Origin of the sequence: Stutzerimonas chloritidismutans (assembly GCF_020783375.1) — a bacterium.
Classification (GTDB): Bacteria; Pseudomonadota; Gammaproteobacteria; order Pseudomonadales; family Pseudomonadaceae; genus Stutzerimonas; species Stutzerimonas kunmingensis.
In genome coordinates this window covers 2614048-2640819 of the sequence record NZ_CP086067.1, presented here as the reverse complement: position 1 = coordinate 2640819, position 26772 = coordinate 2614048, and the positions used below count along the sequence as shown (strand labels likewise).

General features: G+C 62.7%; 22 protein-coding genes. 6 read left to right on the top strand and 16 right to left on the bottom strand.

Annotation, left to right across the window (positions count from 1 at the left end):
• Positions 1-8 precede the first annotated feature (8 nt).
• From ccoG to ccoN (LLJ08_RS12095), 8 genes are all read right to left on the bottom strand, one after another.
• Positions 9-1421: a cytochrome c oxidase accessory protein CcoG gene (gene ccoG, locus LLJ08_RS12130; RefSeq protein WP_090519692.1), complete on the bottom strand. Its 1413-nt coding sequence runs from the start codon at positions 1419-1421 to the stop codon at positions 9-11.
• 135 nt (positions 1422-1556) lie between these two features.
• Complete coding sequence (gene ccoP / locus LLJ08_RS12125) at positions 1557-2474, bottom strand: cytochrome-c oxidase, cbb3-type subunit III (protein ID WP_228207126.1); 918 nt, start codon at positions 2472-2474, stop codon at positions 1557-1559.
• The gene (locus LLJ08_RS12120) at positions 2475-2660 is read right to left on the bottom strand and encodes a CcoQ/FixQ family Cbb3-type cytochrome c oxidase assembly chaperone (protein WP_003301805.1); all 186 of its coding nucleotides are present in this window, start codon (positions 2658-2660) and stop codon (positions 2475-2477) included. It abuts the gene before it with no gap.
• 6 nt (positions 2661-2666) lie between these two features.
• Complete coding sequence (gene ccoO, locus LLJ08_RS12115; protein ID WP_041014125.1) at positions 2667-3278, bottom strand: cytochrome-c oxidase, cbb3-type subunit II; 612 nt, start codon at positions 3276-3278, stop codon at positions 2667-2669.
• 11 nt (positions 3279-3289) lie between these two features.
• Positions 3290-4717 carry a cytochrome-c oxidase, cbb3-type subunit I gene (ccoN, locus tag LLJ08_RS12110; RefSeq protein WP_003301808.1) on the bottom strand — a complete coding sequence of 476 codons (1428 nt, stop codon included), beginning with the start codon at positions 4715-4717 and terminating at the stop codon, positions 3290-3292.
• 352 nt (positions 4718-5069) lie between these two features.
• On the bottom strand, positions 5070-6005 hold the full coding sequence (gene ccoP, locus LLJ08_RS12105) for a cytochrome-c oxidase, cbb3-type subunit III (RefSeq protein WP_045665509.1): 936 nt from the start codon (positions 6003-6005) through the stop codon (positions 5070-5072).
• Between the two features lie 94 nt (positions 6006-6099).
• On the bottom strand, positions 6100-6711 hold the full coding sequence (gene ccoO, locus LLJ08_RS12100; RefSeq protein ID WP_044316406.1) for a cytochrome-c oxidase, cbb3-type subunit II: 612 nt from the start codon (positions 6709-6711) through the stop codon (positions 6100-6102).
• 13 nt (positions 6712-6724) lie between these two features.
• Positions 6725-8149 carry a cytochrome-c oxidase, cbb3-type subunit I gene (gene ccoN / locus LLJ08_RS12095; RefSeq protein ID WP_041014122.1) on the bottom strand — a complete coding sequence of 475 codons (1425 nt, stop codon included), beginning with the start codon at positions 8147-8149 and terminating at the stop codon, positions 6725-6727.
• A gap of 63 nt (positions 8150-8212) precedes the next feature.
• Between ccoN (LLJ08_RS12095) and LLJ08_RS12090 the strand changes: the two genes are divergently transcribed.
• Complete coding sequence (locus tag LLJ08_RS12090; protein WP_101275581.1) at positions 8213-8905, top strand: alpha/beta family hydrolase; 693 nt, start codon at positions 8213-8215, stop codon at positions 8903-8905.
• Between the two features lie 44 nt (positions 8906-8949).
• On the opposite strand, the gene LLJ08_RS12085 is transcribed toward LLJ08_RS12090, so the two are convergent.
• Positions 8950-10518: a methyl-accepting chemotaxis protein gene (locus LLJ08_RS12085; protein ID WP_228207125.1), complete on the bottom strand. Its 1569-nt coding sequence runs from the start codon at positions 10516-10518 to the stop codon at positions 8950-8952.
• Between the two features lie 341 nt (positions 10519-10859).
• Positions 10860-13535, bottom strand: a complete 2676-nt coding sequence (gene acnA / locus LLJ08_RS12080) for an aconitate hydratase AcnA (RefSeq protein WP_228207124.1) — start codon at positions 13533-13535, stop codon at positions 10860-10862.
• Positions 13536-13699: 164 nt separating this feature from the next.
• Here acnA and rlmM point away from each other — a divergent pair, with 164 nt between their 5' ends.
• Both rlmM and tusA read left to right on the top strand, forming a co-directional pair.
• Positions 13700-14749, top strand: a complete 1050-nt coding sequence (gene rlmM, locus LLJ08_RS12075) for a 23S rRNA (cytidine(2498)-2'-O)-methyltransferase RlmM (RefSeq protein ID WP_228207123.1) — start codon at positions 13700-13702, stop codon at positions 14747-14749.
• Positions 14750-14814: 65 nt separating this feature from the next.
• Positions 14815-15066, top strand: a complete 252-nt coding sequence (gene tusA / locus LLJ08_RS12070) for a sulfurtransferase TusA (RefSeq protein WP_014820499.1) — start codon at positions 14815-14817, stop codon at positions 15064-15066.
• A gap of 29 nt (positions 15067-15095) precedes the next feature.
• Here the strand turns inward: tusA and LLJ08_RS12065 are convergent, their stop codons facing one another.
• From LLJ08_RS12065 to coxB, 4 genes are read right to left on the bottom strand one after another with little or no spacing between them, the layout of a single operon-like run.
• Positions 15096-15923, bottom strand: a complete 828-nt coding sequence (locus LLJ08_RS12065) for a cytochrome c oxidase assembly protein (protein ID WP_014820498.1) — start codon at positions 15921-15923, stop codon at positions 15096-15098.
• Between the two features lie 11 nt (positions 15924-15934).
• Complete coding sequence (locus LLJ08_RS12060) at positions 15935-16294, bottom strand: hypothetical protein (RefSeq protein WP_090519705.1); 360 nt, start codon at positions 16292-16294, stop codon at positions 15935-15937.
• Positions 16294-18822, bottom strand: coding sequence for a cytochrome c oxidase subunit I (gene ctaD, locus LLJ08_RS12055; protein WP_228207122.1), 2529 nt, complete (start codon positions 18820-18822; stop codon positions 16294-16296). The genes LLJ08_RS12060 and ctaD overlap by 1 nt, the downstream gene beginning before the upstream one ends.
• Positions 18819-19709 (bottom strand): cytochrome c oxidase subunit II, encoded by an 891-nt coding sequence (gene coxB / locus LLJ08_RS12050; RefSeq protein WP_228207121.1) that lies wholly within the window; start codon positions 19707-19709, stop codon positions 18819-18821. The genes ctaD and coxB overlap by 4 nt, the downstream gene beginning before the upstream one ends.
• A 147-nt stretch (positions 19710-19856) precedes the next feature.
• Between coxB and LLJ08_RS12045 the strand changes: the two genes are divergently transcribed.
• Complete coding sequence (locus LLJ08_RS12045; protein ID WP_003285475.1) at positions 19857-20333, top strand: DUF2231 domain-containing protein; 477 nt, start codon at positions 19857-19859, stop codon at positions 20331-20333.
• 121 nt (positions 20334-20454) lie between these two features.
• Here LLJ08_RS12045 and LLJ08_RS12040 read toward each other — a convergent pair whose 3' ends face one another.
• Positions 20455-20868 carry a CopD family protein gene (locus tag LLJ08_RS12040; RefSeq protein WP_003285474.1) on the bottom strand — a complete coding sequence of 138 codons (414 nt, stop codon included), beginning with the start codon at positions 20866-20868 and terminating at the stop codon, positions 20455-20457.
• Positions 20869-20989: 121 nt separating this feature from the next.
• Positions 20990-21841 (bottom strand): ion transporter, encoded by an 852-nt coding sequence (locus tag LLJ08_RS12035; RefSeq protein WP_228207120.1) that lies wholly within the window; start codon positions 21839-21841, stop codon positions 20990-20992.
• A gap of 190 nt (positions 21842-22031) precedes the next feature.
• On the opposite strand from LLJ08_RS12035, the gene moaA reads away from it, so the two are divergent.
• Together moaA and smc are read left to right on the top strand one after the other, a co-directional pair.
• Positions 22032-23027 carry a GTP 3',8-cyclase MoaA gene (moaA, locus tag LLJ08_RS12030; protein WP_228207119.1) on the top strand — a complete coding sequence of 332 codons (996 nt, stop codon included), beginning with the start codon at positions 22032-22034 and terminating at the stop codon, positions 23025-23027.
• Positions 23028-23233: 206 nt separating this feature from the next.
• The gene (smc, locus tag LLJ08_RS12025) at positions 23234-26722 is read left to right on the top strand and encodes a chromosome segregation protein SMC (RefSeq protein WP_228207118.1); all 3489 of its coding nucleotides are present in this window, start codon (positions 23234-23236) and stop codon (positions 26720-26722) included.
• Positions 26723-26772: the final 50 nt, after the last annotated feature.

The window sequence follows — 26772 nt, the reverse complement described above, 5'->3', positions numbered from 1 at the left end:
TACCTTACTTAGCGGATGCTTGGGCCGATGAAGCGGCTGTCTGCATCGTCGGTTATCGAATCGTCGTCTGCCGAGCGAATGTGGAAGGCGATTTCATTGGTACTCGAGGGCAGTTTCTCGGCGGCGATGGACAGCTCGACCGGGATCGTCACAAGTTCGCCGCCTTCGGCGCGAATCTCGCTGCGACCTTCGTAGACGAGGCCGTCGAGGCCGGTCGCTTCGATGACGAAGGTCTGTTCGCGCTGGGCCTTGTTCATCACCTTGAGGGTGTAGACGTTTTCGATGTTGCCCTGCTCGTTCTCGCGGTAGAGCACGCGATCCTTGAGCACGTCGAGTTTTACCAGCGGGCGATCATACACGGCATAGGCGAACAGCCCCATCATGGCCACCAGCGCGATGGCATAGCCGATCAGGCGCGGGCGCAGCAGATGAGTCTTCTGCCCGGACAGGTTGTGTTCGGTGGTGTAGCTGATCAGCCCGCGCGGGTAGTTCATCTTGTCCATGATGGCGTCGCAGGCGTCGATACAGGCCGCGCAGCCGATGCATTCGATCTGCAGGCCGTCGCGGATGTCGATCCCGGTCGGGCAGACCTGTACGCACATGGTGCAGTCGATGCAGTCGCCGAGGCCCATGGCCTTGTAGTCGGCGTCTTTCTTGCGCGGTCCACGCTTCTCGCCGCGCCGCGGGTCGTAGGAAACGATAAGGGTGTCTTTGTCGAACATCACGCTCTGGAAGCGCGCGTAGGGACACATGTAGATGCACACCTGCTCACGCAGATAGCCGGCATTGCCGTAGGTGGCGAGCGTGAAGAAGGCCACCCAGAACAGGGCCCAGCCGCCAACCTGCAGGGTGAGCAGGTCAGGTACCAGTTCGCGGATGGGGGTGAAGTACCCGACGAAGGTGACTCCCGTCGCGAACGACACGGCGAGCCAGATGCCGTGCTTGCCCAGCTTGCGGATGAACTTGTTGCCGCTCATGGGCGCCTTGTCCAGCTTCATGCGCTGGTTGCGGTCACCCTCGGTGACCTTCTCGGCCCACATGAAAACCCAGGTGAACACGCTCTGCGGGCAGGTATAGCCACACCAGACGCGTCCGGCGAACACGGTGATGAAGAACAGGCCGAAGGCACAGATGATCAGCAGCCATGACAACAGCATGAAGTCCTGAGGCCAGAAGGTTGCCCCGAAGACGTGGAATTTGCGCTCCGGAAGATCCCACCAGACAGCCTGTCGGCCGTTCCAGTTGATCCACGCGGTGCCGAAATAAAGGATGAAGAGAACCGCTCCGCCGACGCGGCGGACATTGCGAAACAGGCCGGAGAAGGCTCGGGTGTAGATTTTTTCACGCGCGGCGTAGAGGTCTGCCGACGCTCCTGCCTTGGACGGGGGGGTTACATCACGAACGGGGATCTGCTCAGTCATCGAGTGCGTACCACGGCGGAAGGTGGGTGTCCCGGCCGATACGTGCCAACCGGGATCATTTTTCTGTCCAGCTGCGAATGGTACGCCCGGAGTGTCGGGGTCGGGTGCGACAGGTCGTCACCCCGACCCTTTGTATCACTGCTCCGGCTGCTGCGACAGGCTGTAAACGTAAGCCGCCAGCAAGTGCACCTTGTCGTTGCCAAGGATTGCTTCCTGGGCCGGCATGCGGCCATTGCGACCGTAGCGAAGGGTCTGCTGGATCTGAGCGAAGCTCGAACCATACAGCCAGACATTGTCGGTCAGGTTCGGCGCGCCCATGGCTGCAACGCCCTTGGCTTCCGGTCCATGGCAGACTACACAGTTGGTCGCGAAGATTTTTTGACCCTGCTCAATGTCGACGCTGATACCCTCAGGGGTATTACGGCCGGATAGGCTGCGTACGTAACCCGCGACGTTGCGGATGCCTTCTTCACCGATCACATCGCGCCATGCCGGCATAGCGGCCTGACGGCCATGCAGGATGGTGGTCTTGATGGTTTCAGGCTCGCCGCCCCACAGCCAGTCATTGTCGGTGAGGTTCGGGAAGCCGTAGGCACCCTTGGCATCGGAGCCATGGCAGACGGAGCAGTTGGAGGCGAACAGGCGACCGCCCATCTTCAGCGCTTGCGCGTCCTTGGCGACTTCCTCTACCGGCATTGCAGCGTACTTGGCGAACAGCGGACCGTACTGCTCGTCCGCCTTGTCCATCTCGCGCTGCCATTCCTTGACCTGAGTCCAGCCACCTTCATAGCCCGGCAGGATGCCTTTCCAGTTGCCCAGGCCGGGGTACAGCACTAGGTAGCCGAGGGCGAAGATGACGGTGCCGACGAACAGCATGAACCACCAGCGCGGCAGCGGGTTATCGTATTCCTCGATACCGTCATAGGAATGGCCAACGGTTTCTTCAGTGCTGTCAGGGCGTTGGCCCTTGCGAGTTGCCAGTAGCAGCCAGACCAGCGCGGCAATGGTGCCGAGGCTCAGCAGGGTGACGTACCAACTCCAAAACGAGGTCATTTATTTCTTACTCCTGGAAGCTTCTTCATCACGCTTCTTGGCGTCGGTCTCGTCGTCCGCGAAGGGCAGGTTGGCGGCTTCGTCGAAGCTATTCTTGCGTTTGCTGCTGTAAGCCCAGAGCACCACGCCGATAAAGGCGACGAATACCAGAATTGTGCCCAAGCCGCGAAGAGTCCCGATTTCCATCATGCGTTACCGTTTGTTGGTGAGTGCAGTGCCGAGTACTTGCAGGTAAGCCACCATGGCGTCCATTTCGGTCTTGCCACGGACGGCATCCTTGGCGCCGGCGATGTCTTCTTCGGTGTACGGCACGCCGAGAGTGCGCAGTGCCGACATCTTCTTGGCGGTGTCCTTGCCGTCGAGGGTGTTCTCGACCAGCCACGGGTAGGACGGCATCTTCGACTCGGGCACTACATTGCGCGGGTTGTACAGGTGCGCGCGGTGCCAGTCATCGGAGTAGCGGCCACCGACACGGGCCAGGTCCGGACCGGTACGCTTGGAGCCCCACAGGAACGGATGGTCATAGACGCTTTCGCCAGCGACCGAGTAGTGGCCGTAACGCTCGGTTTCAGCGCGGAACGGACGCACCATCTGCGAGTGGCAGCCGACGCAGCCTTCGCGGATGTACAGGTCGCGGCCTTCCAGCTGCAGCGCGGTGTAGGGCTTCATGCCTTCGACCGGCTCGTTGACGGCGTCCTGGAAGAACAGCGGGACGATCTGGGTCAGACCACCGATGCTCACCGCCAGGATCATGAACAGGGTCAGCAGACCAATGTTCTTTTCGAGTACTTCGTGATTCTTCATCTATCCGTTCCTCAAGCGATCTGCGCAGCAGCGTCGTACTGAGCTGCTTTGGCGGCACGCACAGTGCGCCAGGTGTTGTAGGCCATCAGCAGCATGCCGGCGAGGAAGAAGGCACCGCCCAGTGCACGGACGATGAAGCCGGGGTGGCTGGCTTCCAGTGCCTCGACGAAGGAGTAGGTCAGCGTGCCGTCTTCGTTGATTGCGCGCCACATCAGACCCTGGGTGATGCCGTTGACCCACATCGAGGCGATGTAGAGCACGGTGCCGATGGTGGCCAGCCAGAAGTGCGCATTGATCAGGCCGATGCTGTGCATCTGCTCGCGACCGAACACTTTCGGGATCAGGTGGTACATGGAGCCGATGGTGATCATCGCAACCCAGCCGAGGGCGCCGGCGTGTACGTGGCCGATGGTCCAGTCGGTGTAGTGCGAGAGGGCGTTGACGGTCTTGATCGCCATCATCGGACCTTCGAAGGTCGACATACCGTAGAACGCCAGCGAAACCACCAGGAAGCGCAGGATCGGATCGGTGCGCAGCTTATGCCAGGCGCCCGAGAGGGTCATCATGCCGTTGATCATGCCGCCCCAGCTCGGAGCCAGCAGGATGATCGACATCACCATGCCCAGGCTCTGCGCCCAATCCGGCAGAGCGGTGTAGTGCAGGTGGTGCGGACCGGCCCAGATATAAAGGGTGATCAGCGCCCAGAAGTGAACGATCGACAGGCGATAGGAATACACCGGGCGCTCGGCCTGCTTCGGCACGAAGTAATACATCATGCCCAGGAAGCCGGTGGTCAGGAAGAAGCCCACGGCGTTGTGGCCGTACCACCATTGCACCATCGCGTCGGTCGCACCCGAATAGATCGAGTAGGACTTGAACCAGGACACCGGGATTTCCAGGTTGTTGACGATGTGCAGCATCGCCGTAACCAGGATGAACGCGCCGAAGAACCAGTTACCCACATAGATGTGCTTGGCCTTGCGCTTCATGATCGTGCCGAAGAACACGCCGATGTACGACACCCACACCAGCGTGATCAGGATGTCGATCGGCCACTCCAGTTCCGCGTATTCCTTGGAGCTGGTGAAGCCCTGTGGAAGCGTGATGACTGCAAGCACGATCACAGCCTGCCAACCCCAGAAGGTGAAGGCCGCGAGTCCGTCGGAGAACAGACGCGCCTGGCAAGTGCGCTGAACCACGTAATAGGACGTGGCAAACAGTGCGCAACCACCGAATGCGAAGATCACCGCGTTTGTGTGCAATGGTCGTAGACGGCCGAAGCTCGTCCACGGCAGGTCGAAGTTGAGCGAGGGCCACACCAACTGCGCGGCGATCAAAACACCCAGGCCCATCCCGATGATTCCCCATACCACCGTCATGATGGCGAATTGGCGAACCACCTTATAGTTATAAGCAGTCTCACTTATTGCTGTGCTCATGCAAGGCTTCCACGCTAATGGCATTTTCGAAGGCAAAAACGGCGGCAAGTATGGAGAAAGCATGGGGGCAATGCAAACGACGCCCGGGCTCTCTTTGCTGGCCAAAACCCTGATTTAAAGCGTTTTCCATGCGCTGCGCAGGGACGTTTCGCACCAGGCCGGTGCGCCAGAAATACCGAGTTCGCCTTATGCTTCTAGGTGGCGCGGCGAGTCGGAAGCAAAGCTTAGAAGTGCGTGGGCGGGCGGGGAAGGTCTTCGGTCGGCTGATGATGCGACAGATGGTCGCAGCACGACGAGAGTTGCCTGAAGACAAGGCGAGAAGGGCGGTACGAGTGTACCGCCCTTTTACGACTTACTGCTTGGCGAGTTGTTCCGGTTTCTGCGACAAGCTGTAGACGTAGGCGGCGAGCAGGTGAACCTTGTCGTCGCCCAGGTACTGCTGCTGGGCAGGCATCTGGCCGTTGCGGCCGTGGCGGATGGTCTGCTGCAGCTGGGCGAGGCTCGAGCCGTAGATCCAGCCGGAGGCATGCTGAAGATTCGGCGCACCCAGTGCCGCCATACCTTCTCCACCCTGGCCGTGGCAGACGGAGCAGGTCTGTGCATAGACCTCTTTGCCTTTGCCCAGATCAGCGTCGGTGCCTTCCGGCAGCGCCAGGCCAGCGAGTTCCTTGCGGACGAAGGCTGCCACGTTCTTCACGCCTTCCTCGCCGATAGCCTGACCCCAGGCCGGCATTGCTGCGATACGGCCGTTGAGGATGCTGGTCTTGATCGAGGCTGCATCACCACCCCAGCGCCAGTCATGGTCAGCCAGGTTCGGGAAGCCCAGGGAGCCCTTGGCATCGGAACCATGGCAGATGGCGCAGTAGTTGGCGAACAGGCGAGCACCCATCTTCACGGCTTGCTCGTCCTGAGCGACTTCTTCCACTGACATGGCAGCGTACTTGGCGAAGATCGGACCGTATTTTTCATCGGCCTGAGCGACCTCGCGCTCCCACTGCTTTTCCTGAGTCCAGCCACCCTCGTAGCCGGGCAGTACGCCTTTCCAGTTACCCAGGCCCGGATAGAGCACGAGGTAAAGGATGCCGAACACCAGGGTGCCGATGAACAGCAGGAACCACCAGCGCGGCAGCGGGTTGTCGTATTCCTCGATGCCGTCGAAGGCATGACCCATCGTTTGGTCCGTGGTGCCGGCCGACTCGCCCTTGCGGGTGGCGAAGATCAGCCAGAACAGAGCGACGATGGTGCCCAGCGTCAGCAGGGCGATGTATCCACTCCAGAAAGTGCTCATGTGCTACTCCTGGACAGCCCGAGCAACTCTGGCTGTCCGCGATTGAAGTCCCTGACGGCTGCGAAGCCAGCCGTCATTTTTCTTGGCTGTGCGATTAGCGCTTGTTGGTCAGAGCCGTGCCGAGCACCTGAAGATAGGCCACCATGGCGTCCATCTCGGTCTTGCCATTGACGGAGTCGCGAGCGCCGGCGATGTCCTCTTCGGTGTACGGCACACCGAGGGTGCGCAGTGCCGACATCTTCTTGGCGGTGTCCTTGCCGTCGAGGGTGTTCTCGACCAGCCACGGGTAGGACGGCATCTTCGACTCGGGCACTACGTTGCGCGGGTTGTACAGGTGCGCGCGGTGCCAGTCATCGGAGTAGCGGCCACCGACACGGGCCAGGTCCGGACCGGTACGCTTGGAGCCCCACAGGAACGGATGGTCATAGACGCTTTCGCCAGCGACCGAGTAGTGGCCGTAACGCTCGGTTTCAGCGCGGAACGGACGGATCATCTGCGAGTGGCAGCCGACGCAGCCTTCGCGGATGTACAGATCGCGGCCTTCCAGCTGCAGCGCGGTGTAGGGCTTCATGCCTTCGACCGGCTCGTTGACGGCGTCCTGGAAGAACAGCGGGACGATCTGGGTCAGACCACCGATGCTCACCGCCAGGATCATGAACAGGGTCAACAGCCCGACGTTCTTTTCTAGTTTCTCGTGCGATTTCATTTACCTAGGCTCCTCAGGCGATCTGCGCGGCAGCGTCGTACTCGGCGGGCTTGGCAGCCTGCACGGTGCGCCAGGTGTTGTAGGCCATCACCAGCATGCCGGCGAAGAAGATCGCGCCACCGATCATCCGCACCACGAAACCGGGGTGGCTGGCTTCCAGTGCTTCGACGAAGGAGTAGGTCAGCGTGCCGTCGTCGTTGATCGCGCGCCACATCAGGCCCTGGGCGATACCGTTGACCCACATCGAGGCGATGTAGAGCACGGTGCCGATGGTGGCCAGCCAGAAGTGGGTGTTGATCAGCGCGACGCTGTGCATCTGAGCGCGGCCGAAGACCTTCGGAATCAGGTGATACAGCGCGCCGATGGACACCATGGCAACCCAGCCGAGGGCGCCGGCGTGTACGTGGCCGATGGTCCAGTCGGTGTAGTGCGAGAGGGCGTTGACGGTCTTGATGGCCATCATCGGACCTTCGAAGGTCGACATGCCGTAGAACGCCAGCGAAACCACCAGGAAGCGCAGGATCGGGTCGCTGCGCAGTTTGTGCCAGGCGCCCGAGAGGGTCATCATGCCGTTGATCATGCCGCCCCAGCTGGGAGCCAGCAGAATCAGCGACATCACCATGCCCAGGCTCTGCGCCCAATCCGGCAGGGCGGTGTAGTGCAGGTGGTGCGGACCGGCCCAGATGTAGACGGTGATCAGTGCCCAGAAGTGGACGATCGACAGGCGATAGGAATACACCGGACGTTCGGCCTGCTTCGGCACGAAGTAGTACATGATCCCGAGGAAGCCGGCGGTGAGGAAGAAGCCCACGGCGTTGTGGCCGTACCACCATTGCACCATCGCATCGGTCGCACCGGCATACAGCGAGTAGGACTTCATCGCACTGACCGGAATTTCCAGGTTGTTGACGATGTGCAGAATGGCCACGGTCAGGATGAAGGCGCCGAAGAACCAGTTACCGACGTAGATGTGCTTGACCTTGCGCGTCGCCAGCGTACCGAAGAAGACGACCGCATAGGCCACCCAGACGATGGTGATCAGGATGTCGATCGGCCACTCCAGTTCCGCATATTCCTTGGAGCTGGTGAAGCCCAGCGGCAGGGAGATCGCGGCGAGCAGGATGACCAGCTGCCAGCCCCAGAACGTGAACGCGGCCAACTTCGGCGCGAACAGTGTGGTCTGACAGGTACGCTGTACCGAGTAGTAGGACGTTGCGAACAGAGCACAGCCGCCGAAGGCGAAGATCACCGCGTTGGTGTGCAATGGACGTAGACGACCGAAACTGGTCCAGGGGAGGTCAAGGTTCAGAAATGGCCAGGCCAATTGTGCTGCGATGAAAACGCCGAGCCCCATCCCGACGATTCCCCACACCACCGTCATGATGGCGAATTGGCGGACCACCTTGTAACTGTAGGCGGTACTGGTTGCTGTGTTCATGTATGGGCTTCCATCCACGGGTAATGAGCAGTTTTTTTCTTTCTAATAGAAAGCGGGGCAAGGATGGGGAAAGGGCAATCTGCCGGTATTGACACGGATCAATACACACAAAGTGACAAAGGGCATCTCGTCAGGTGGAACCAGCCGTCTGGCGGCGCCTGGGTGAGCCTGATCCTGGCGCATGGTGCAGGCGCACCGATGGACAGCCCGTTCATGGAGCAAATGGCTGCGCGCCTTGCTGCGCGCGGGATAGCGGTTTGCCGATTCGAGTTCGCCTACATGGCGGCGCGACGTGCCGGGGCAGGCAAGCGGCCGCCCAGTCCACAGGCTCAATTGTTGGCCCAATGGCGTGAAGTCCATGCCCTGGTGCGACAGCAGGCCACAGGACCGCTGGCCATCGGTGGCAAGTCGATGGGGGGGCGAATGGCCAGTTTGCTGGCCGATGAGTTGGGCGCGGACGCGCTGGTCTGCCTGGGTTATCCGTTCTATGCCGCCGGCAAGCCGGAAAAGCCTCGGGTGGCGCATCTCGCCACGCTGCAGACGCCGACCCTGGTTGTCCAGGGTGAGCGCGACGCCTTGGGTGATCATGAAACGGTGGAGCAGTACGCGCTATCCCCGGCGATTGCGCTGCACTGGCTGGCCGCCGCCGATCACGATCTCAAACCGCTGAAACGCTCGGGCCTGAGCCACGACCAGCACCTCGACAGTACTGCCGATGCGATTGCCGCGTTTCTCCAGGGCGTGATCTCGCACTGAGCGCTGCCTGCAGCCGGATCGAGCGATACCGGCTGCGGCTTTTCCTAGCGGTTGAAGCGCTCGACCAGGGCGTACTGCCCTTGCGCCGTGGCGGCGAGGTCCTCGCTGAGCAGCGCTGAGCTGCGCGCGTCACCGGTGGTCTGTTCGGCCAGCTGGGCGATGGTGCTGACATTGTTGCTGATCTCGTCGGCCACCGCGCTCTGCTGCTCCGTCGCGGACGCGATCTGCGTGGTCATGTCGATGATATTGCCCATCGCCTCATTGATCCCGCTGAGGGCCTGATCGGCCTGGACCACCTGATCGACGCCGCGCGTCGCATGCACGCGGCCATCCTCGGTGGTCTGCACGGCGTGGCGCGCCTGCGACTGAAGCTTCTCGATCAGTTGATGGATCTCACCCGTGGCACTGGCCGTTCGTTGGGCAAGCTGGCGGACTTCGTCGGCGACTACCGCGAAGCCGCGGCCACTTTCACCGGCACGCGCAGCCTCGATCGCGGCGTTGAGTGCCAGCAGGTTGGTCTGGTCGGCGATGCTCTTGATCACATCGACCACGCTGCCGATCGCCTCGCTGTCGTTGGCCAGTTGGTTGACCGCCTCGCCCGTCTTGGCGACGGACTCGGATAGCTGCTGAATGGCCTTGCGTGTCTCGGCAGTGACCGCACGGCCCTGATCGGTGAGGCGGCTGGCCTCTCGGGTCGCGTCGGCGGCCAGCGCTACGTTGCCGGCGACCTCCTGCGTCGTCGCGGCCATCTCGTTGATCGCCGTTGCGACCTGCTCGGTTTCCTGATGCTGCTGCATCAGGCCATTGGCGCAGTTCTGTGCCAGCGAGTCGGCCTGTTTGGCTTGGCCCTGCAACTGCACGGCCATGTCCTGCAAGCGCGTGAGGCAGGTCTTCAGGTGCGCATGCTGACTGAGCATCGCCATTTCCAGCTGGGCTTCGACGCCGCTGCTGTCGGTATACATACGCGCGATGAGTGGGTCACTGGTGCTCTCGCTCGCCAGCTGCAACAGGCGCTTTATGCCACGTTGCTGCCAGTGCAGCGCGACCAGGCCGAACGGTACGGCCAGCAGCGCGGCGGCGATGAACCCCAATGCATGATCGAAGCTGGCCCCGACCAGAAACCCGATCTGGCTGATGACCAGAAATGGTAGCCATTTGCTCAATACGGGCAGCCAGGTGTCGCGGCGGGGCACGCCGGACTTGCCGGAATTGATGCGCGCATACAGGGCTTCGGCTCGCTGAACCTGTTCGCGGGTCGGTTTGGTACGCACCGACTCATAGCCTGTTACCTGGCGCTGCTGATCGAAAATGGGCGTGACGTAGGCGTTGACCCAATAATGGTCGCCGGTCTTGCGCCGGTTCTTGACGATGCCCATCCACGGCTTGCCCTGCTTCAGGGTCGTCCACATGTGGTCGAACACGGCCGGCGGCACATCCGGATGGCGCACCAGGTTATGCGGCGCGCGAATCAGTTCGTCACGTGCGAAGCCGCTGACCTCGGCAAATATGTCGTTGCAGTAGGTGATCTGGCCTTTGAGGTCGGTGGTCGAGATGAGGCGTTGCTGGTCAGGAAACGCGTATTCGCGCTGAGTTACGGGTTGATTGTTACGCATCGACTATCACGCCTGGCAGAGGAATCGTAGGGTGTCGCACCCGACCTTATGTTTTTCTAATGGGTCAGGCTGACCAGTTGGTCGGCCGGAGAGGGGCGTTCTTGAGCGAAAGCTGATCCGTGGATCAGCTTCTCCTGCGCACAGGCGACCAGCGGCAGCCATGGCTTAATGGTTCTGTAACGGGTTTTGGGCATTGTCGGTGCGTGTCCGGTGCTTCGCGATGCGAAGCGAACTCAGGGAGCCGGGCAGCGGGCAGGGACGTCAGGGCAGCTGGAAACCAATCGCCGAAGGACCGGCGGACGCCGATGCGAAAGGAATCGCATCGGCGTTTCCGGTTTCGATCAGCTCCCGATCAGCTGGCGCAGCACGTAGTGCAGAATCCCGCCAGCCTTGAAGTACTGCACCTCGTTGAGCGTATCGATGCGGCTCAGCACCTGGAACGAGTCACGCGAACCATCGGCGCGCTCCACATCCACGGTCAGCATCTGGCGCGGCGCGATATCGGCGCCTAGACCGCGGATCGACAACTTCTCCGTACCGTTCAGGCCCAGCGACTGGCGCGTCTGATCATCGACGAACTGCAACGCCAGCACGCCCATACCGATCAGGTTGGAGCGATGGATACGCTCGAAGCTCTCTGCGATGACCGCCTTGACACCCAGCAGATTGGTGCCCTTGGCCGCCCAGTCGCGGCTGGAGCCAGTGCCATACTCCTTGCCGGCGACCACTACCAGTGGGACGCCTTCGGCCTGGTAACGCATGGCTGCATCATAGATCGAAAGCTTCTCGCCACTCGGCTGATGGAGTGTGTTGCCGCCTTCCTCCCCGCCAAGCATCTCGTTCTTGATGCGGATATTGGCGAAGGTGCCGCGCATCATCACCTCGTGGTTGCCGCGGCGGGAGCCATAGGAGTTGAAGTCTTCCGGCGCCACGCCTAGCGACTGCAAATAGGTGCCAGCCGGTGAGCTGGCCTTGATATTGCCAGCAGGGGAAATGTGGTCGGTGGTGATCGAGTCGCCGAACAAGGCCAGTACGCGAGCGTTCTCGACTTCTGCCGGCGGGGTCGGAGCCTGGCCGATATCCTCGAAGTAGGGTGGGTTCTGCACGTAGCTGGAGCCTGCGTCCCACGCGTAGGTGTCCCCGGCGCTGACCGGAATCTTTTGCCAGTGCTCGTCGCCGCTGAACACGTCGGCGTAGCGGCTGCGGAACATTTCGCCATCGATGCTCGCTACCGCTTCGGCGATTTCCGCGCTGCTTGGCCAGATGTCCTTCAGGTACACCGGCTCGTTCTGCGCGTCATAGCCCAGCGGTTCGCGGTCCATGTCGATGCGTGTGGTGCCGGCCAGTGCAAAGGCGACCACCAGCGGCGGCGAGGCCAGCCAGTTGGCCTTGACCAACGGATGTACGCGCCCTTCGAAGTTACGGTTGCCAGACAGTACGGAAGAAACGATCAGATCGTTATCTGTGATCGCCTGGCCGATGGCATCCGGCAGCGGCCCGGAGTTGCCGATGCAGGTGGTGCAGCCGTAGCCCACTAGGTTGAAGCCGAGCTCGTCGAGATAGCGGGTCAGGCCAGCACGCTCGAGGTAGTCGGTCACCACCTTCGAGCCGGGCGCCAGAGAGGTTTTGACCCAGGGTTGGCGTTGCAGGCCGCGCTCGATGGCCTTCTTGGCGACCAGGCCGGCGGCCATCAGCACGTTCGGGTTCGAAGTATTGGTGCAGGAGGTGATGGCAGCGATCACTACTGCGCCATGCTTGAGCTGGAACTGTTCACCAGCGACCGCAAAATCGGTATCGGCCTGTTGCTGGCGCCCGCTGGTCTCCAGCAGCAGATCGAAATTCGCGCCGATATCGCCGAGGGTCACTCGATCCTGTGGACGCTTGGGCCCCGCCACGGACGGTCGAACCTGGCTCAGGTCCAGTTCGAGGGTAGCGGTGAACTCCGGATCGGGCGAGTTGGTGTCGCGCCACATGCCCTGGGCCTTGCTGTAGGCCTCGACCAGCGCGATGCGCTCTTCATTGCGGCCTGTCAGGCGCAGGTAATCGATGGTCACCTGGTCGACCGGGAAGAAGCCGCACGTGGCGCCGTATTCCGGGGCCATGTTGCCGATGGTGGCGCGGTCGGCCAGCGGCAGGTGATCCAGGCCGGGGCCGAAGAACTCGACGAACTTTCCGACCACGCCGTGCTTGCGCAGCATCTGCGTTACGGTCAGCACCAGGTCGGTGGCGGTGACACCCTCGTTGAGCTTGCCGGTCAGGCGGAAGCCGATCACTTCAGGGATCAGCATCGACACCGGCTGGCCGAGCATTGCCGCCTCGGCCTCGATACCACCAACGCCCCAGCCAAGCACACCGAGGCCATTGATCATGGTGGTGTGCGAGTCGGTGCCGACCAGGGTGTCCGGATAGGCATAGGTTTCGCCGTTCTCTTCACGGGTCCAGACCACCTGACCGAGGTATTCCAGATTCACCTGGTGACAGATGCCGGTGCCCGGCGGCACCACGGCGAAGTTGTCGAAGGCCTGCTGGCCCCAGCGCAGGAACTCGTAGCGTTCGCCGTTGCGCTGCATCTCGATCTCGACGTTCTGCTCGAATGCCTGATCGTTGCCGAAACGGTCGACCATCACCGAGTGATCGATGACCAGATCCACCGGCGACAGCGGGTTGATCTTCTGCGGATCGCCGCCGGCCTTGGCCACGGCGTCGCGCATGGCTGCAAGATCGACGACTGCCGGGACGCCGGTGAAGTCCTGCATCAGTACGCGGGCAGGGCGGTACTGGATCTCCATCGTGGAGCTGCGCGTATCCAGCCAGCGCACCAGGGATTTCAGGTCGTCGGCGCGCACCGTCTGGTTGTCTTCCCAGCGCAGCAGATTCTCCAGCAGCACCTTCAGTGACGTGGGCAGGCGGCTGATATCGCCGAGTTGGGCGGCTGCGTCGGGCAGGCTGTAGTAGTGGTAGGTCTTGCCGGCAACTTCGAGGCTGCGGCGGCAATTCAGGCTATCCAGGGAAGGCATTCCTCATCTCCTTGTGCCCACACGGTAAGGGCTGGCTGATGAACGAGCGGTGAAACCCATGGGGCTTCGCTACTGCACTGGACCGGGTCATGCAGGCGAGGGTTCCCGTGGTCGGCTATGATGCGCGGCTTTGGCGCTGGCCCGACCGCTGACAGGATTCGAACATGAACACATTGCTGCTGCATTGCCGCCCCGGTTTCGAGGGCGAGGTATGCGCGGAAATCAGCGAGCACGCCGCCGTCCTGGAAGTGGCCGGCTACGCCAAGGCGCGGCCCGAGAGTGCCTGTGCGGAATTCATCTGCAGCGAAAGCGGCGGCGCCGAGCGGCTGATGCGAAAGCTGCGTTTCGCCGAACTGATCTTTCCGCGGCAATGGGCGCGCGGCGAGTACCTGCAACTTCCTGAAACGGATCGTATCAGCGTATTGCTGGAGTACCTGGCGGCTTATCCGGTCTGCAGTGGCTTGTGGCTGGAAGTGCTGGACACCAACGATGGCAAGGAACTTTCCAACTTCTGCCGCAAGTTCGAGGCGCCACTGCGCAAGGCGCTGATCAAGGCCGGCCGCCTCGACGAGCAGGGCAACGGCCCGCGACTGTTGTTGACCTTCAAGAGTGGCCGTGAGGTGTTCGTCGGTATTGCCGAGGTGAACAACAGCGCCTTGTGGCCGATGGGCATCCCGCGACTGAAGTTCCCGCGCCAGGCGCCCAGTCGATCCACGCTAAAGCTGGAGGAGGCCTGGCACCATTTCATCCCGCGCGACCAGTGGGATGCGCGTTTGGCGGCGGGCATGACCGGCGTCGATCTCGGCGCAGCGCCGGGTGGCTGGACCTGGCAGCTGGTCAACCGACACATCAAGGTCAGCGCTGTGGACAACGGCCCGATGAACGCCGAGCTGATGGATTCCGGGCTGGTCGAACATTTCCGTGCCGACGGCTTCACGTTCCGTCCGCGCAAGCCGGTGAACTGGATGGTCTGCGATATCGTCGAAAAGCCGGCGCGCAATGCGGCGCTGCTGGAAACCTGGATCGGCGAAGGCCTGTGCCGCGAAGCGGTGGTCAACCTCAAACTGCCGATGAAGCAGCGCTATGCCGAGGTCAAGCGGCTGCTGGAGCGCATCGCCGATGGCCTGGCCGCGCGCGGCGTCAAGACCAGCATCGGCTGCAAGCAGCTGTACCACGACCGCGAAGAGGTGACCTGCCACCTGCGGCGTCTCTGATCAGCCAGCGGATGACCCGCCTGCGCGCATGCGTAACAATGCACGCCAGTTTTCCGGAGCCCAAGATGACCCAATCAGCTGAAATGTCCGTCGATGCCGTGCTCGATGCCAGCGGCCTGAACTGCCCCGAGCCGGTGATGATGTTGCACAACAAGGTGCGCGATCTGGCCGGTGGTGCGCTGCTCAAGGTGATCGCGACCGATCCCTCGACCCAGAGAGATATTCCGAAGTTCTGCATCTTTCTCGGCCATGACCTGGTCGAGCAGCAGGAAGCGGCTGGCACCTACCTCTACTGGATTCGCAAGAAGAGCGAGTGAGCGACGCGGCTGCAGGCTCGTTCGCAGCCTCAGCCCAGCTCCTCCCGGGCAGCACCCGTTTGCTGGCGCCGCCACATGCGGGTCAGCCAGCGCCAGGCGATCCAGCCCCCGCCGATCAGATAGATAAGCCCACCGGGTACCCACATGATCAGGCCGGCGAGTTGCTGGTCGTCCACCGAGCGACCTTCGCCATAGAACGAGACGGTGCCGAAGGTGAGCAGGGCGCCCAGCAGGCCGGTGTGCATCAGCGTCAGCAACACGGCCATCAACGCCTGGGGCACCTGCTTCGGATTGGCGCGCAGCACCGACCACCAGAACAGCCAGCCGGTGAACAGAAAGCACGCATGTTCGAAAGCGTGCCACCAGAGGTTGTCCAGCGCCAGCACATAGAGCTTCGGCGTGTGCCAGATCCAGATGATCGCACCATGCAGCAGCGCCAGCAGCGTGGGGTAGCGGCCGGCGCGCAGAATGCCAGTCCACAGCGGCTGGGCAAAGCGGCCGGTGACGCCGCGCCATTGCGGCAGCGGCCGGGCCAGCGCCCACAGCGGCGCGATCACGATGATGAACAGCATGTGCTGGGTCATGTGCCAGCTGGTGCTGCTTTCCGCCCAGTCGTCGATGGGGCCGAAAACCGAGAACACCGCCAGCAGCATGGCGCTGTGAAAGCAGAGGGCCTCGCTCCGCCGCGGCGGTACCTTGCGGGCGCCCAGCACATAGAGCAGCCAGGCGGCCGCGACCAGCACCGCCGTGAGCAGCAATGGCGCGCGGTCCAGCAGGTGGGCATCGAAAAGGCCATGGGCCTGCGCCGATACCGGCAGGAAGATGGCGGTCAAGGCTGCAGCGGCTGCCCAGCGCATCGGCGGCCGAATTACAGGCATGGCGGAATCTGCAGCAGCGGAATGCCGACGAACAGGGTGGCGAGCGCCGCAATGAAGTGAATACCGGCAGCCAGCTTGGTGACGAACTGCTGCCGCTCGTTTAGCTCATGCGGTGGTCGCGACAGGCGCCAGAAGTAACGCGCTAGCCAGAGCAACAGCGTCAGGGTAAGCAGGGTCAGCACGCCGAGGCTGCCGTTCAGCCAGTTCCACACGCCGTCCGCGGGGTCCGGTGGGCTTACCTTGCAGATCACCGCCTGGCCACCGTACATCGCGACAAACCACAGGCTCCAGATGATCAGGCCGATCGGGATCTGCACCGGGTGAAAGGGTGACGTGCGTGCATAGGCCATCAGGCACCTCCCCAGGTCGCCGGGAACAACACGATCGCCGCATAGCTGACCCACAGCACACCCAGGTTGTAGTACCAGAGCTGCTCGACCACGATGGGCTCGTATGGCGCCTTGTCGCCCACGTAACCGAGGGCTACCCGCCACGCCTGCAGTCCGGTCAGTACGGCTGCCAGCGTGCAGTGAATCAGGTTGTACGCCAGCATCACGAAGATCACTGCATCGTGGGCGGTTTCGGTCGGCGCCAGGCCGGCCGACAGCATCAGCCAGAGCAGCAGCGCCGATTGAATGAAGGCGACGATCGCCAACACGGCAAGTTGCCCCATCAGCCCGCAATGCATACCGGCGCGCAGACGCTTGATCAGCTGGTGCAGCCAGAGCGTGCCGGCACTCAGTAACACGGTGCTGGCCAGCATCAACCAACCGTTCAGGTCGCTGTCCGGCACCTGCCATTGCGGCGACACGGTCCACAGATAGAACCAGCCGAACAGCAGCGAAAGGTACAGCGCACCATTGGCCAGCAGCGTCACGCCCATGCCCCATAGGCCCGGTCCGTCGAAGGTGCGTGAGTGCAGCGGTGGCTCGCCCGGTTGGGTATGGGCGTCCGGCGCGGCAGCAGGATGGGCGCCGTTTTCCCAGGACCAGCGCAGCAGCACGATCAGCGTTGCCACGGTGGCGATGATCGCGAGGATGTACGCCTTGTTCAGCAGGCTCAGGCAGAGCACTGCAAGGAACACCGAGGCAATGAACGGCAGCCAGCTGTTGCCAGGCAAATGAATGATCTCGCGGACCTTGCCCGTCAGCGGATCACTGCCCCAGGTCTCCCGTCGACCGTGGTCGATCACCGTCAGCGCATGTTCGCCGCGGGCGATGCTGTCGGGCAGGTCCGGGTCTTTCCACAGCGGATGACGGTCCGTCACATCGGGCAGGCTGACGAAGTTGTACGCGCTGGGCGGCAGGCTGGTGGCCCACTCGAGGGTATCGGCTTTCCAGGGATTCTTCGGTGCCGGGATGCCGAAGCGGAAATGCAGGATGATGTCCAGCAGGATGGTGGCGACACCCACGGCCATGATGAAGCTGCCGATCGACGACACCAGGTTGGGCATGTCCCAGCCGAGGCCGGTGTCATAGGTGTAGACGCGCCGTGGCATGCCGATCAGGCCCGTCCAGTGCATGATCATGAAGGTCACGTTGAAGCCGATGAAGAACAGCCAGAAGCCCCAGCGGCCGAGCTTTTCCGAGGGCATGCGCCCGGAGAAGTGCGGCAGCCAGTAGTACAGACCGGCCATCAGCGGGAACAACATGCCGCCCACCAGTACGTAGTGCATGTGCGCGACGACGAAATGGGTGTCGTGTACCTGCCAGTCGAACGGCACCAGCGCCAGCATTACCCCGGTCAGGCCGCCGGCGACGAAGACGATCAGAAAGCCCACCAGCCAGAGCATTGGCACTCTGTACACCGGCTTGCCGAGCCAGAGCGTCGCCAGCCAGGCGAAAATCTGCACGCCGGTGGGGATTGCCACCAGCATGCTCGCGGCCGAGAAGAACGCCGTGGCCAGCTGCGGGATGCCCACCGTGAACATGTGGTGTACCCATAGTCCGAAGCTGATGAAGCCGGTGGTCAGTACGCCCAGCACGACCCAGCGGTAGCCCACCAGCGGGCGCTGGCAGAACACTGGAATCAGCGTGGAGACGATGCCGGCGCCGGGCAGGAAGATGATGTACACCTCCGGGTGACCGAACAGCCAGAACAGGTGCTGCCAGAGCACCGGATCGCCACCGCGGGCGACATCGAAGAACGGCATGCCGGCCGCGCGTTCCAGTTCCAGCAGGATGGAGCCGAGGATCAGCGGCGGAAAGCCGACCACGATCATCATCGCCATCACCAGGATGTACCAGGCGTACAGCGGCATCTTGTGCAGCGCCATGCCGTTGGTGCGGGTGCGCAGGATCGATACCACCAGTTCGACACCGGCGGATACCGCGGAAATCTCGACGAAGGTGATGCCCAGCAGCCAGAAATCCGAGTTCACCCCAGGGGTATGTGCCGAGCTGGACAGCGGCGTGTACATGAACCAGCCGGCCTTGGGCGCGACGTCGAGAAAGATGCTCGACAGCAGGATCAGCCCGCCGAACAGGTAGCAGTAGTAGCCCAGGGCGGAAAGGCGCGGGAAAACCAGGTCGCGGGCACCGATCATCTTCGGGATCAGGTAGACCGCCAACCCCTCCATCATCGGCACCGCGAAGAGGAACATCATCACCGTGCCGTGCATGGTGAAGACCTGGTTGTAGACGTCCGGCTCCATCAGCTCGTAGCCGGGCAGCGCGAGCTGCGTGCGGATCAGCATCGCCAGCAAACCGCCGACGAGGAAAAAGAAGGCGCCGGTGACCAGAAAGCGCAGACCGATGCTGGTGTGGTTGACGATGGTCAGCGCGCGCCAACCGCGGGGGTTGCCCCAGACCTCGTTGAACTGGTCCTGCAACTGGTCGAGATCGGTAGCGGGCGCGCCACTCTTCGGGGTCGGTGTCATGGAGCGAGTGTCTCCAGCCAGTCGGCAAGCTGGCCGAGGGTTTCTTCGGGAATGTCGTCGTGCCGCGGCATGGCGTTGCCGTGCTTGAGGCTCTGGTGATCGCTCAGCCAGCGGCGCAGGCCGTCCGCATCGTTGGCGATCACGCCGGCGCCGAGGGTCGGACGGGTGGCGAGATCGCTCAGGTCCGGTGCGCGATTGCCCTCGCTGACGCCCGTGACGCGGTGGCATTGCCCGCAGCGCTCAGCGAAGACGCGACCGGCATCGCCGCTGGGTGGCTGGTGCTGCAGCTCACGGCGGGCCTTGATCCAGCTGGCAAAAGCGTCAGCTTCCAGCGCCTCCACGTGCAGAATCATGTGCGCATGCTGGCTGCCGCAGAACTCCGAGCATTGCCCGCGGAAAATTCCGGTCTGCGAGGCCTGCACGCGCAGGGTGTTGGTCCGGCCGGGAACCATGTCCAGCTTGCCGCCGAAGCGTGGCACCCAGAACGAGTGGATCACGTCGGCGCTGGTGACCTCGACGTCCACCGGGCGATCGACCGGCAGGATGAATTGGTTGGCCGTCACCACCTCGCTTTCCGGGTAGCGCACCTCCCACCACCATTGGTGGCCGATAACCTGGATGCGCAGCGGTTGCTCGCCTTCGACCGGCAACGGCAGCATGCCGCGCCCGGTGGGAATGCCGAACGCCAGCAGGGCGATGATGGTGACGGTGGGCAGGATCAGGCCGCCGCCGATGATCCAGCGACGATTGATCCGTTTGGCTTCTTCGGCGGTGTGCGTTCGCGGGCGGCGCAGCATCGCGTAGATCCACAGCGCGCTCACTACCAGCAGCACCACCACGGAAAAGCCGAACATCGCCCACCAGACGTTCGCCACGTCGCGGGCCATCGGGCCGGCAGGTGAAAGCGCCGATTGCGGACCGTCGCAGGCCGCGAGTAAAGGAACTGCCAGCGCCAGCGTGGTCCATTTGAAAGGGTTGCCGCCTCGTCTCGACCACCGGGCGGCCCGTTTCACTTCAGTGCCTGGGAGGGCCGGATGGCCACAGAACGCGAGTCGATCAACAGCAACGCCGCCATTGCCGGCCATCCGCTGCACCCGATGATGATTCACTTCCCCGTCGCGGCGTTGATCGGCCTGGTGCCGGCGGATCTCGCCTACCTGTGGACGCTTGACGAATTCTGGTGGCGCGCTGGCCTCTGGCTTTCCGGTGTGGGTGCGATCGGCGGCTGGATCGCCAGCGTCGCCGGCGTTATTGATCTGGTCACCGTGCAGCAGATTCGCCGCAAGGTGACCGCGTGGTGCCATGCGATCCTGGCGGTGATGATGCTTTCCCTGGCCTCGCTGAACTGGCTGTTGCGCTACCAGGGCATGGATCGCGGTGACGGCGATGCCATGTGGGGTCTCTACCTGTCGCTGCTGACCGCCGTGCTGATCTCGCTGGCGGCCTTTCTCGGCGGGCGCTTGGTCTACGAGCACGCGGTTGGTGTGGACGTTGAAGGCGATGGGCCGTAAGCGCGAGTCGCAACGGATCGAGTCGTCTCCTGGCGACATGCCGGGCTGCGTCGCGCAATGGCGCTGAGGGTATACGAATCGGGCCGGAGAGTCGGTCATGCGAGGCGGTCGTTCCTTGAGGTCAGAAGGGCTTGGCCAGCACCAGCCACAGAGTCAGGGCGATCAGCACGGGCACCATCACGCCCAAGGTGATGCACTGGTATGTGACGCCACGCTCCGGCTCGCGTTCGATGCGCAGGACGAGAACGCCGCACAGCGCATGACAGAGCGCCATCGCCGTCACCACCGTGAGCTTCATGATCAGCCAGCCTGCCAGCGTGCCGTCGCGCAGGAACAGCGCCGTGCCGGAGCCGATCGCCAGCAGCGCAGCCGGGGTGCTGATGAGGGTGAAGACCATGCGGGTGAGGTGTGCATGGTCACGGTAGAAGAGCTGATCGCTACGCTTGGTGCCCGCCGCGATCAGCGCCGGGAGATAAAGCAGCGAGCCGCACCAGCAGAGCAGGGCAGCGAAGTGCAGCAGTTTGAGCAAGGGCATGCCGGTCTCCATCCTGCCTGACGCGAGTCAGAGGATGTGACAGCCCTGCTTCAGGGCAGTTCGCCATGCCGTTGGCGATGCAGCGGGTCGGCAACCCAGCCCGCGCGACGGTTGGCACGTGTCAGTCGCGCGCCTCGCCTTCGCGTCGCTCGAACAGCTGGCTGCCGCAGCGACTGCAGAAGGCCGCATTGGGCTCATGGGTGAGCTTGTCGCAGGTCGGGCAGCTGTGGCGCAGGCTGTCCTGGCGCATGGCATTCGCCAGCTCGGCGGTGAAGATGCCGGTCGGCACGGCGATGATCGAATAACCAGTGATCATCACCATCGTCGCCAGCGCCTTGCCCAATGGCGTATGCGGAACGATGTCGCCGAAGCCGACCGTGGTCAGTGTGACCACCGCCCAGTAGATGCTTATCGGAATGCTGGTGAAGCCATTGCCTGGCCCTTCGATCACATACATCAGCGTGCCGTAAACGATGATCAGGGTGGTTACGCTGACGAGGAAGACGATGATCTTTTGCCGGCTGCCCTGCAGTGCCACCAGCAGGAAATTCGCCTGGCTCAGGTAGGGCGTGAGCTTGAGTACACGGAAAATCCGCAGCATGCGGACGATGCGTACCACCAGCAGGTACTGCGCATCGGGTAGCAGCAGGGCGATGAAGGCCGGCAGCACCGAGAGCAGGTCCACCGCGCCGTAGAAGCTGAAGATGTATTTGCGTGGCTCGGGGTGGGTGTAGATGCGCACCAGGTATTCCAGGGCGAATATCGTGGTGAATCCCCACTCCAGAGTGGTCAGCAGCTCGCCGTGGCGCTCATTGAAGGAGGCGATGCTGTCGAACATCACCACCACCAGACTGGCGAGGATAATCACCAGCAGCCAGGTATCGAAGCGTTTTCCCGCTGGGGTATTGGTGAAAAAGATGATGACGTATAGCCGTTCGCGCCAGCTCATCGCTTTCAAGGAGTCGTTATCCATTCGCTGTGGTCTCTCGCATGGGTTGCAGGTCGAGCGGGTCGCCTGCCAAAGCGGCTCATTAAAGCATTGCGACTGTGATGCTGCATGCCCGGCGGTGGCGCGGACCGCTCGCCGTTGGTAACGTCACTTTGCCTGATTCGCGCTTAGCGCATAGTCTGAATACAGGCGCAGCCAGCAGTTGGAGAGTTCCATGCCCGATTCCCAGTTGGTCGACCCGTTCGGCCGGCGCATCACCTACCTGAGGTTATCGGTAACCGATCGCTGCGATTTTCGCTGCACCTACTGCATGAGCGAAGACATGGTCTTCGCTCCCCGCGCACAGATACTTACCCTCGAAGAGCTCTATGCCGTGGCCGATGCCTTCATCAGTCTCGGTGTCAAACGCATTCGCGTGACCGGCGGTGAGCCGTTGGTGCGCAAGGGTCTGACCGGCCTGCTGGCGCAACTGGGCGCGCGCAGCGAGCTCGAAGACCTGGCCATCACCACCAACGGTTCACAGCTGCCAAGTCTGGCGACGGCGCTGCGTGATGCCGGGGTGAAGCGCCTGAACATCAGCCTCGACTCGCTCAAGCGCGACCGCTTCGCCGAACTGACCCGCCGTGACCGCCTCGATCAGGTGCTGGCGGGCATCGAGGCGGCGCGCGCTGCTGGCTTCAAGCGGATCAAGCTCAATAGCGTGGTGCAGAAGGGGCGCAATGACGACGAGATCCTCGATCTGGTGGATTTCGCCATCGAGCGTGGCCTGGATATCAGCTTCATTGAAGAGATGCCGCTGGGTAGCGTGTCCAGTCATCAACGCCAGATCACTTTCTGTTCCAGCGACGAAGTGCGTGAGCGAATCGAGGCGCGGCATACCCTGGTACGCAGCAGTCATGCCACCGGCGGCCCGTCGCGTTACTGGCAGGTAGCGGGTAGCGAAACACAGGTCGGCTTCATTTCGCCCCACAGCAACAACTTCTGCGGCAGTTGCAACCGCGTCCGCGTGACTGCCGAAGGCAAGCTGGTGCTATGCCTCGGCCACGAGGGCGCGCTGGATCTGAAAAGCCTGATGCGCCGGCATCCGGGCGATGGCGAACGCCTGCGCAATGCATTGGTGGACGCACTGCAACTCAAGCCGGAGAAACATCACTTCCGCACTGATGAGCAGGTTCAGGTGGTGCGCTTCATGAGCATGACGGGCGGCTGACGAATCGTCTTTCCAGCCCGAGCGCCGCTTGCAGTTCGGATGCCTTCACCTGCCACACCGTTCTGTGCGCCGCCACGCTGCGAGCGGAGCCAGGCTGCGTGATAAACTCCCTGGCTTCTTGCCAGTACCCATTCCATGCCAGGATTTCCGATGTTCACGGCGACCCCGCTTGCTCGTTCCCACGCTGACTGCCACGGATAGGCCGCATGCGACTGAAAAGCATCAAACTCGCCGGCTTCAAATCCTTCGTCGATCCCACCACCGTCAGCTTTCCGAGCAACATGGCGGCGGTGGTCGGGCCGAACGGCTGCGGCAAATCCAATATCATCGACGCCGTGCGCTGGGTAATGGGCGAAAGCTCGGCTAAGAACCTGCGTGGTGAGTCGATGACGGACGTCATCTTCAATGGCTCTAACACGCGCAAGCCGGTAACCCAGGCGAGCATCGAGCTGATCTTCGATAACTCCGACGGCACGTTGACCGGTGAGTACGCAGCCTTCGCCGAAATTTCCATCCGCCGCCGCGTCACCCGCGACTCGCAGAACACCTACTTTCTCAACGGCGTGAAGTGCCGGCGCCGCGATATCACCGATATCTTCCTCGGCACCGGGCTCGGGCCGCGCAGTTACTCGATCATCGAGCAGGGCATGATCTCCAAACTGATCGAGGCCAAGCCCGAGGACCTGCGCAACTTCATCGAGGAAGCGGCCGGCATCTCCAAGTACAAGGAGCGCCGGCGCGAAACCGAGAACCGTATTCGTCGGACGCACGAGAACCTGGCTCGCCTGACCGACCTGCGCGAAGAGCTGGAACGCCAGCTCGAACGTCTGCACCGTCAGGCGCAGTCGGCGGAGAAGTATCAGGAATACAAGGCCGAAGAGCGTCAGCTCAAGGCGCAGCTGTCGGCGCTGCGCTGGCAGGCCTTGAACGAGCAGGTCGGCCAGCGCGAGCAGGTCATCGGCGATCAGGAAGTCGCCTTCGAAGCGCTGGTCGCCGAGCAGCGCAACGCCGATGCGAGCATCGAACGCTTGCGTGACGGCCACCACGAACTGTCCGAGCGCTTCAACCAGGTGCAGGGTCGCTTCTATTCGGTTGGCGGCGATATCGCCCGGGTCGAGCAAAGCATCCAGCACGGCCAGCAGCGCCTGCGTCAGTTGCAGGACGATCTGCGCGAGGCGGAGCAGGCGCGTCTGGAGACCGAATCACACCTCGGTCACGACCGCACGCTGCTGGCCACGCTCGGCGAGGAATTGGCGATGCTCGAGCCTGAGCAGGAGCTCTCCGGCGCCGCCGCGGAGGAATCTGCCGTCCAGCTGGAAGAGGCTGAAGCGGCCATGCAGGGCTGGCAGGAACAATGGGAACGCTTCAATCAGCTCAGCGCTGAGCCACGCCGCGTGGCTGAGGTCCAGCAGTCGCGCATCCAGCAGCTGGAGCAGAGTCTGGAACGGTTGGCCGAACGTCAACGTCGGCTGGATGACGAACGTGCGCTGCTGGCTACCGATCCTGAAGATGTGGCGATTCTCGAGCTGGGCGAGCAGCTTGCCGCCAGTGAGCTCGATCTCGAAGCGCTTGCCGCGGCCGGCGATGCGCTCAATGAACGCCTGGAGCAATTGCGTGAAGCGTTGCAGCAGGCGACCCAGGCGCAGCAGCAGGCGCAGGGGGATCTGCAGCGTCTGAATGGCCGCATCGCCTCGCTGGAGGCGCTGCAGCAGGCGGCGAGGGATCCCGGCAAAGGCGTCGGCGAGTGGCTGCGTGAGCACGGGTTGGAAAAGCGCCCGCGCCTAGCCGAAGGGCTGCGTGTCGAGCCCGGTTGGGAAGTGGCGGTGGAAACCGTGCTGGGCGCCGATCTGCATGCCGTGCTGCTGGATGATTTTGCGGCGATCGAGTTCGAGGGCTTCGAGCAGGGCGACCTGCGGCTGGTCAGCCCTGCAAATGGCGGTGCGCGCCGCGCTGGTAGCTTGCTCGATCTGGTCGAGTCTGCTCTGGATCTGTCGCCCTGGCTGGGCAATGTGCGTCCGGTCGATTCGCTGGAGCAGGCGCTGGCCGCGCGCTCGGGTCTCAACGATGGCGAAAGCCTGGTAAGCCGCGACGGCTACTGGGTCGGTCGGCATTTTCTGCGGGTGCGGCGCGCCAGCGAGGCCGAATCCGGTGTGCTCGCCCGCGGGCAGGAACTGGAGCGGTTACAGGCAGAGCGCGAAGAGCGTGAAACCGCCTTGGCGGCAGTTGAAGAGCGCATCGCTGAGTTGCGTAGTGATCAGGCCCGTCTCGAAGACGAGCGCGAGCAGCAGCGTCGTCGGCAGCAGGAGGAAGCTCGCAGCCATAGCGATCTCAAGGCGCAGCTATCTGCCGGGCAAGCGCGCCTCGAGCAGTTGGCGCTGCGCCGCCAGCGTCTGGATGAAGAGCTTTCCGAGCAGAACGAACAGCGCGAGATCGAGACCGAACAGCTCGGCGAGGCGCGTCTGCAACTACAGGACGCGCTGGATGCGATGGCCCAGGACACCGAGCAGCGCGAGACATTGCTGGCCAGTCGCGACGGCATTCGCGAGCGGCTCGATCGCATTCGCCAGGATGCCCGTCAGCACAAGGACCAGGCGCATCAGCTGGCGTTGCGGGTCGGTTCGCTCAAAGCGCAGTACGAGTCCACCCGGCAGGCGCTGGAGCGATTGGAGCAACAGTTCGAACGTGCCATCGAGCGCCGCGAGCAGCTGACGCTGAACCTGGAGGAGGGCGAGGCACCGCTGGAAGAACTGCGCATGAAGCTCGAAGAGCTGCTGGAGCGGCGCATGGGGGTCGAAGACGAACTCAAGCATGCGCGACTGGCCCTGGAAGACGCCGACCGCGAGCTGCGTGATGCCGAAAAACGCCGCACTCAGGCCGAGCAGCAAGCGCAGCTGCTACGTGGGCAGCTGGAGCAGCAAAGGCTGGATTGGCAAGGGCTGAGCGTCCGCCGCAAGTCGTTGCAGGACCAGCTGCAGGAGGACGGCTACGATCTGCATGGCGTGCTTGGCACGCTCCCTGCCGATGCAGACGAGCCGCGTTGGGAGGCGGAGCTGGAGCGCCTTGGCCAGCGCATTCAGCGCCTGGGCCCGATCAACCTCGCGGCGATCGATGAGTACCAGCAGCAATCGGAACGCAAACGTTACCTCGATGCGCAGAACGATGATCTGGTCGAGGCGCTGGATACGCTGGAAAACGTCATCCGCAAGATCGACCGGGAAACTCGCAACCGCTTCAAAGAGACCTTCGATCAGATCAACGGTGGCCTACAGGCGCTTTTCCCGAAAGTGTTCGGCGGCGGCAATGCCTATCTGGAACTTACCGGAGAAGATTTACTCGATACCGGGGTGGCGATCATGGCGCGCCCGCCCGGGAAGAAGAACAGCACCATTCACCTGCTTTCCGGTGGCGAAAAGGCGTTGACGGCGCTGGCGCTGGTTTTTGCCATCTTCCAGCTCAATCCCGCGCCGTTCTGCATGCTCGATGAGGTTGACGCACCGCTGGATGATGCGAACGTCGGTCGATACGCGCGCTTGGTGAAGGAGATGTCGGAGAAAGTGCAATTCATCTACATCACCCACAACAAGATCGCCATGGAAATGGCCGATCAGCTGATGGGTGTGACCATGCATGAGCCGGGCTGCTCACGCCTGGTGACGGTCGACGTCGAACAGGCCGTTGCACTCGTCGAAGCCTAGGATTAAGCCGCGTGTTTGAGCATTTTTGATACAAGGAACGCTATAAAAAG

What these genes read in the sequence shown, in the direction of transcription:
- ccoG (WP_090519692.1), bottom strand. Translation starts at nt 1,421, where the DNA reads ATGACTGAGCAGATCCCCGTTCGTGATGTAACCCCCCCGTCCAAGGCA.
- ccoP (WP_228207126.1), bottom strand. Translation starts at nt 2,474, where the DNA reads ATGACCTCGTTTTGGAGTTGGTACGTCACCCTGCTGAGCCTCGGCACC.
- LLJ08_RS12120 (WP_003301805.1), bottom strand. Translation starts at nt 2,660, where the DNA reads ATGGAAATCGGGACTCTTCGCGGCTTGGGCACAATTCTGGTATTCGTC.
- ccoO (WP_041014125.1), bottom strand. Translation starts at nt 3,278, where the DNA reads ATGAAGAATCACGAAGTACTCGAAAAGAACATTGGTCTGCTGACCCTG.
- ccoN (WP_003301808.1), bottom strand. Translation starts at nt 4,717, where the DNA reads ATGAGCACAGCAATAAGTGAGACTGCTTATAACTATAAGGTGGTTCGC.
- ccoP (WP_045665509.1), bottom strand. Translation starts at nt 6,005, where the DNA reads ATGAGCACTTTCTGGAGTGGATACATCGCCCTGCTGACGCTGGGCACC.
- ccoO (WP_044316406.1), bottom strand. Translation starts at nt 6,711, where the DNA reads ATGAAATCGCACGAGAAACTAGAAAAGAACGTCGGGCTGTTGACCCTG.
- ccoN (WP_041014122.1), bottom strand. Translation starts at nt 8,149, where the DNA reads ATGAACACAGCAACCAGTACCGCCTACAGTTACAAGGTGGTCCGCCAA.
- LLJ08_RS12090 (WP_101275581.1), top strand. Translation starts at nt 8,213, where the DNA reads ATGGGGAAAGGGCAATCTGCCGGTATTGACACGGATCAATACACACAA.
- LLJ08_RS12085 (WP_228207125.1), bottom strand. Translation starts at nt 10,518, where the DNA reads ATGCGTAACAATCAACCCGTAACTCAGCGCGAATACGCGTTTCCTGAC.
- acnA (WP_228207124.1), bottom strand. Translation starts at nt 13,535, where the DNA reads ATGCCTTCCCTGGATAGCCTGAATTGCCGCCGCAGCCTCGAAGTTGCC.
- rlmM (WP_228207123.1), top strand. Translation starts at nt 13,700, where the DNA reads ATGAACACATTGCTGCTGCATTGCCGCCCCGGTTTCGAGGGCGAGGTA.
- tusA (WP_014820499.1), top strand. Translation starts at nt 14,815, where the DNA reads ATGACCCAATCAGCTGAAATGTCCGTCGATGCCGTGCTCGATGCCAGC.
- LLJ08_RS12065 (WP_014820498.1), bottom strand. Translation starts at nt 15,923, where the DNA reads ATGCGCTGGGCAGCCGCTGCAGCCTTGACCGCCATCTTCCTGCCGGTA.
- LLJ08_RS12060 (WP_090519705.1), bottom strand. Translation starts at nt 16,294, where the DNA reads ATGGCCTATGCACGCACGTCACCCTTTCACCCGGTGCAGATCCCGATC.
- ctaD (WP_228207122.1), bottom strand. Translation starts at nt 18,822, where the DNA reads ATGACACCGACCCCGAAGAGTGGCGCGCCCGCTACCGATCTCGACCAG.
- coxB (WP_228207121.1), bottom strand. Translation starts at nt 19,709, where the DNA reads ATGGCCCGCGACGTGGCGAACGTCTGGTGGGCGATGTTCGGCTTTTCC.
- LLJ08_RS12045 (WP_003285475.1), top strand. Translation starts at nt 19,857, where the DNA reads ATGGCCACAGAACGCGAGTCGATCAACAGCAACGCCGCCATTGCCGGC.
- LLJ08_RS12040 (WP_003285474.1), bottom strand. Translation starts at nt 20,868, where the DNA reads ATGCCCTTGCTCAAACTGCTGCACTTCGCTGCCCTGCTCTGCTGGTGC.
- LLJ08_RS12035 (WP_228207120.1), bottom strand. Translation starts at nt 21,841, where the DNA reads ATGGATAACGACTCCTTGAAAGCGATGAGCTGGCGCGAACGGCTATAC.
- moaA (WP_228207119.1), top strand. Translation starts at nt 22,032, where the DNA reads ATGCCCGATTCCCAGTTGGTCGACCCGTTCGGCCGGCGCATCACCTAC.
- smc (WP_228207118.1), top strand. Translation starts at nt 23,234, where the DNA reads ATGCGACTGAAAAGCATCAAACTCGCCGGCTTCAAATCCTTCGTCGAT.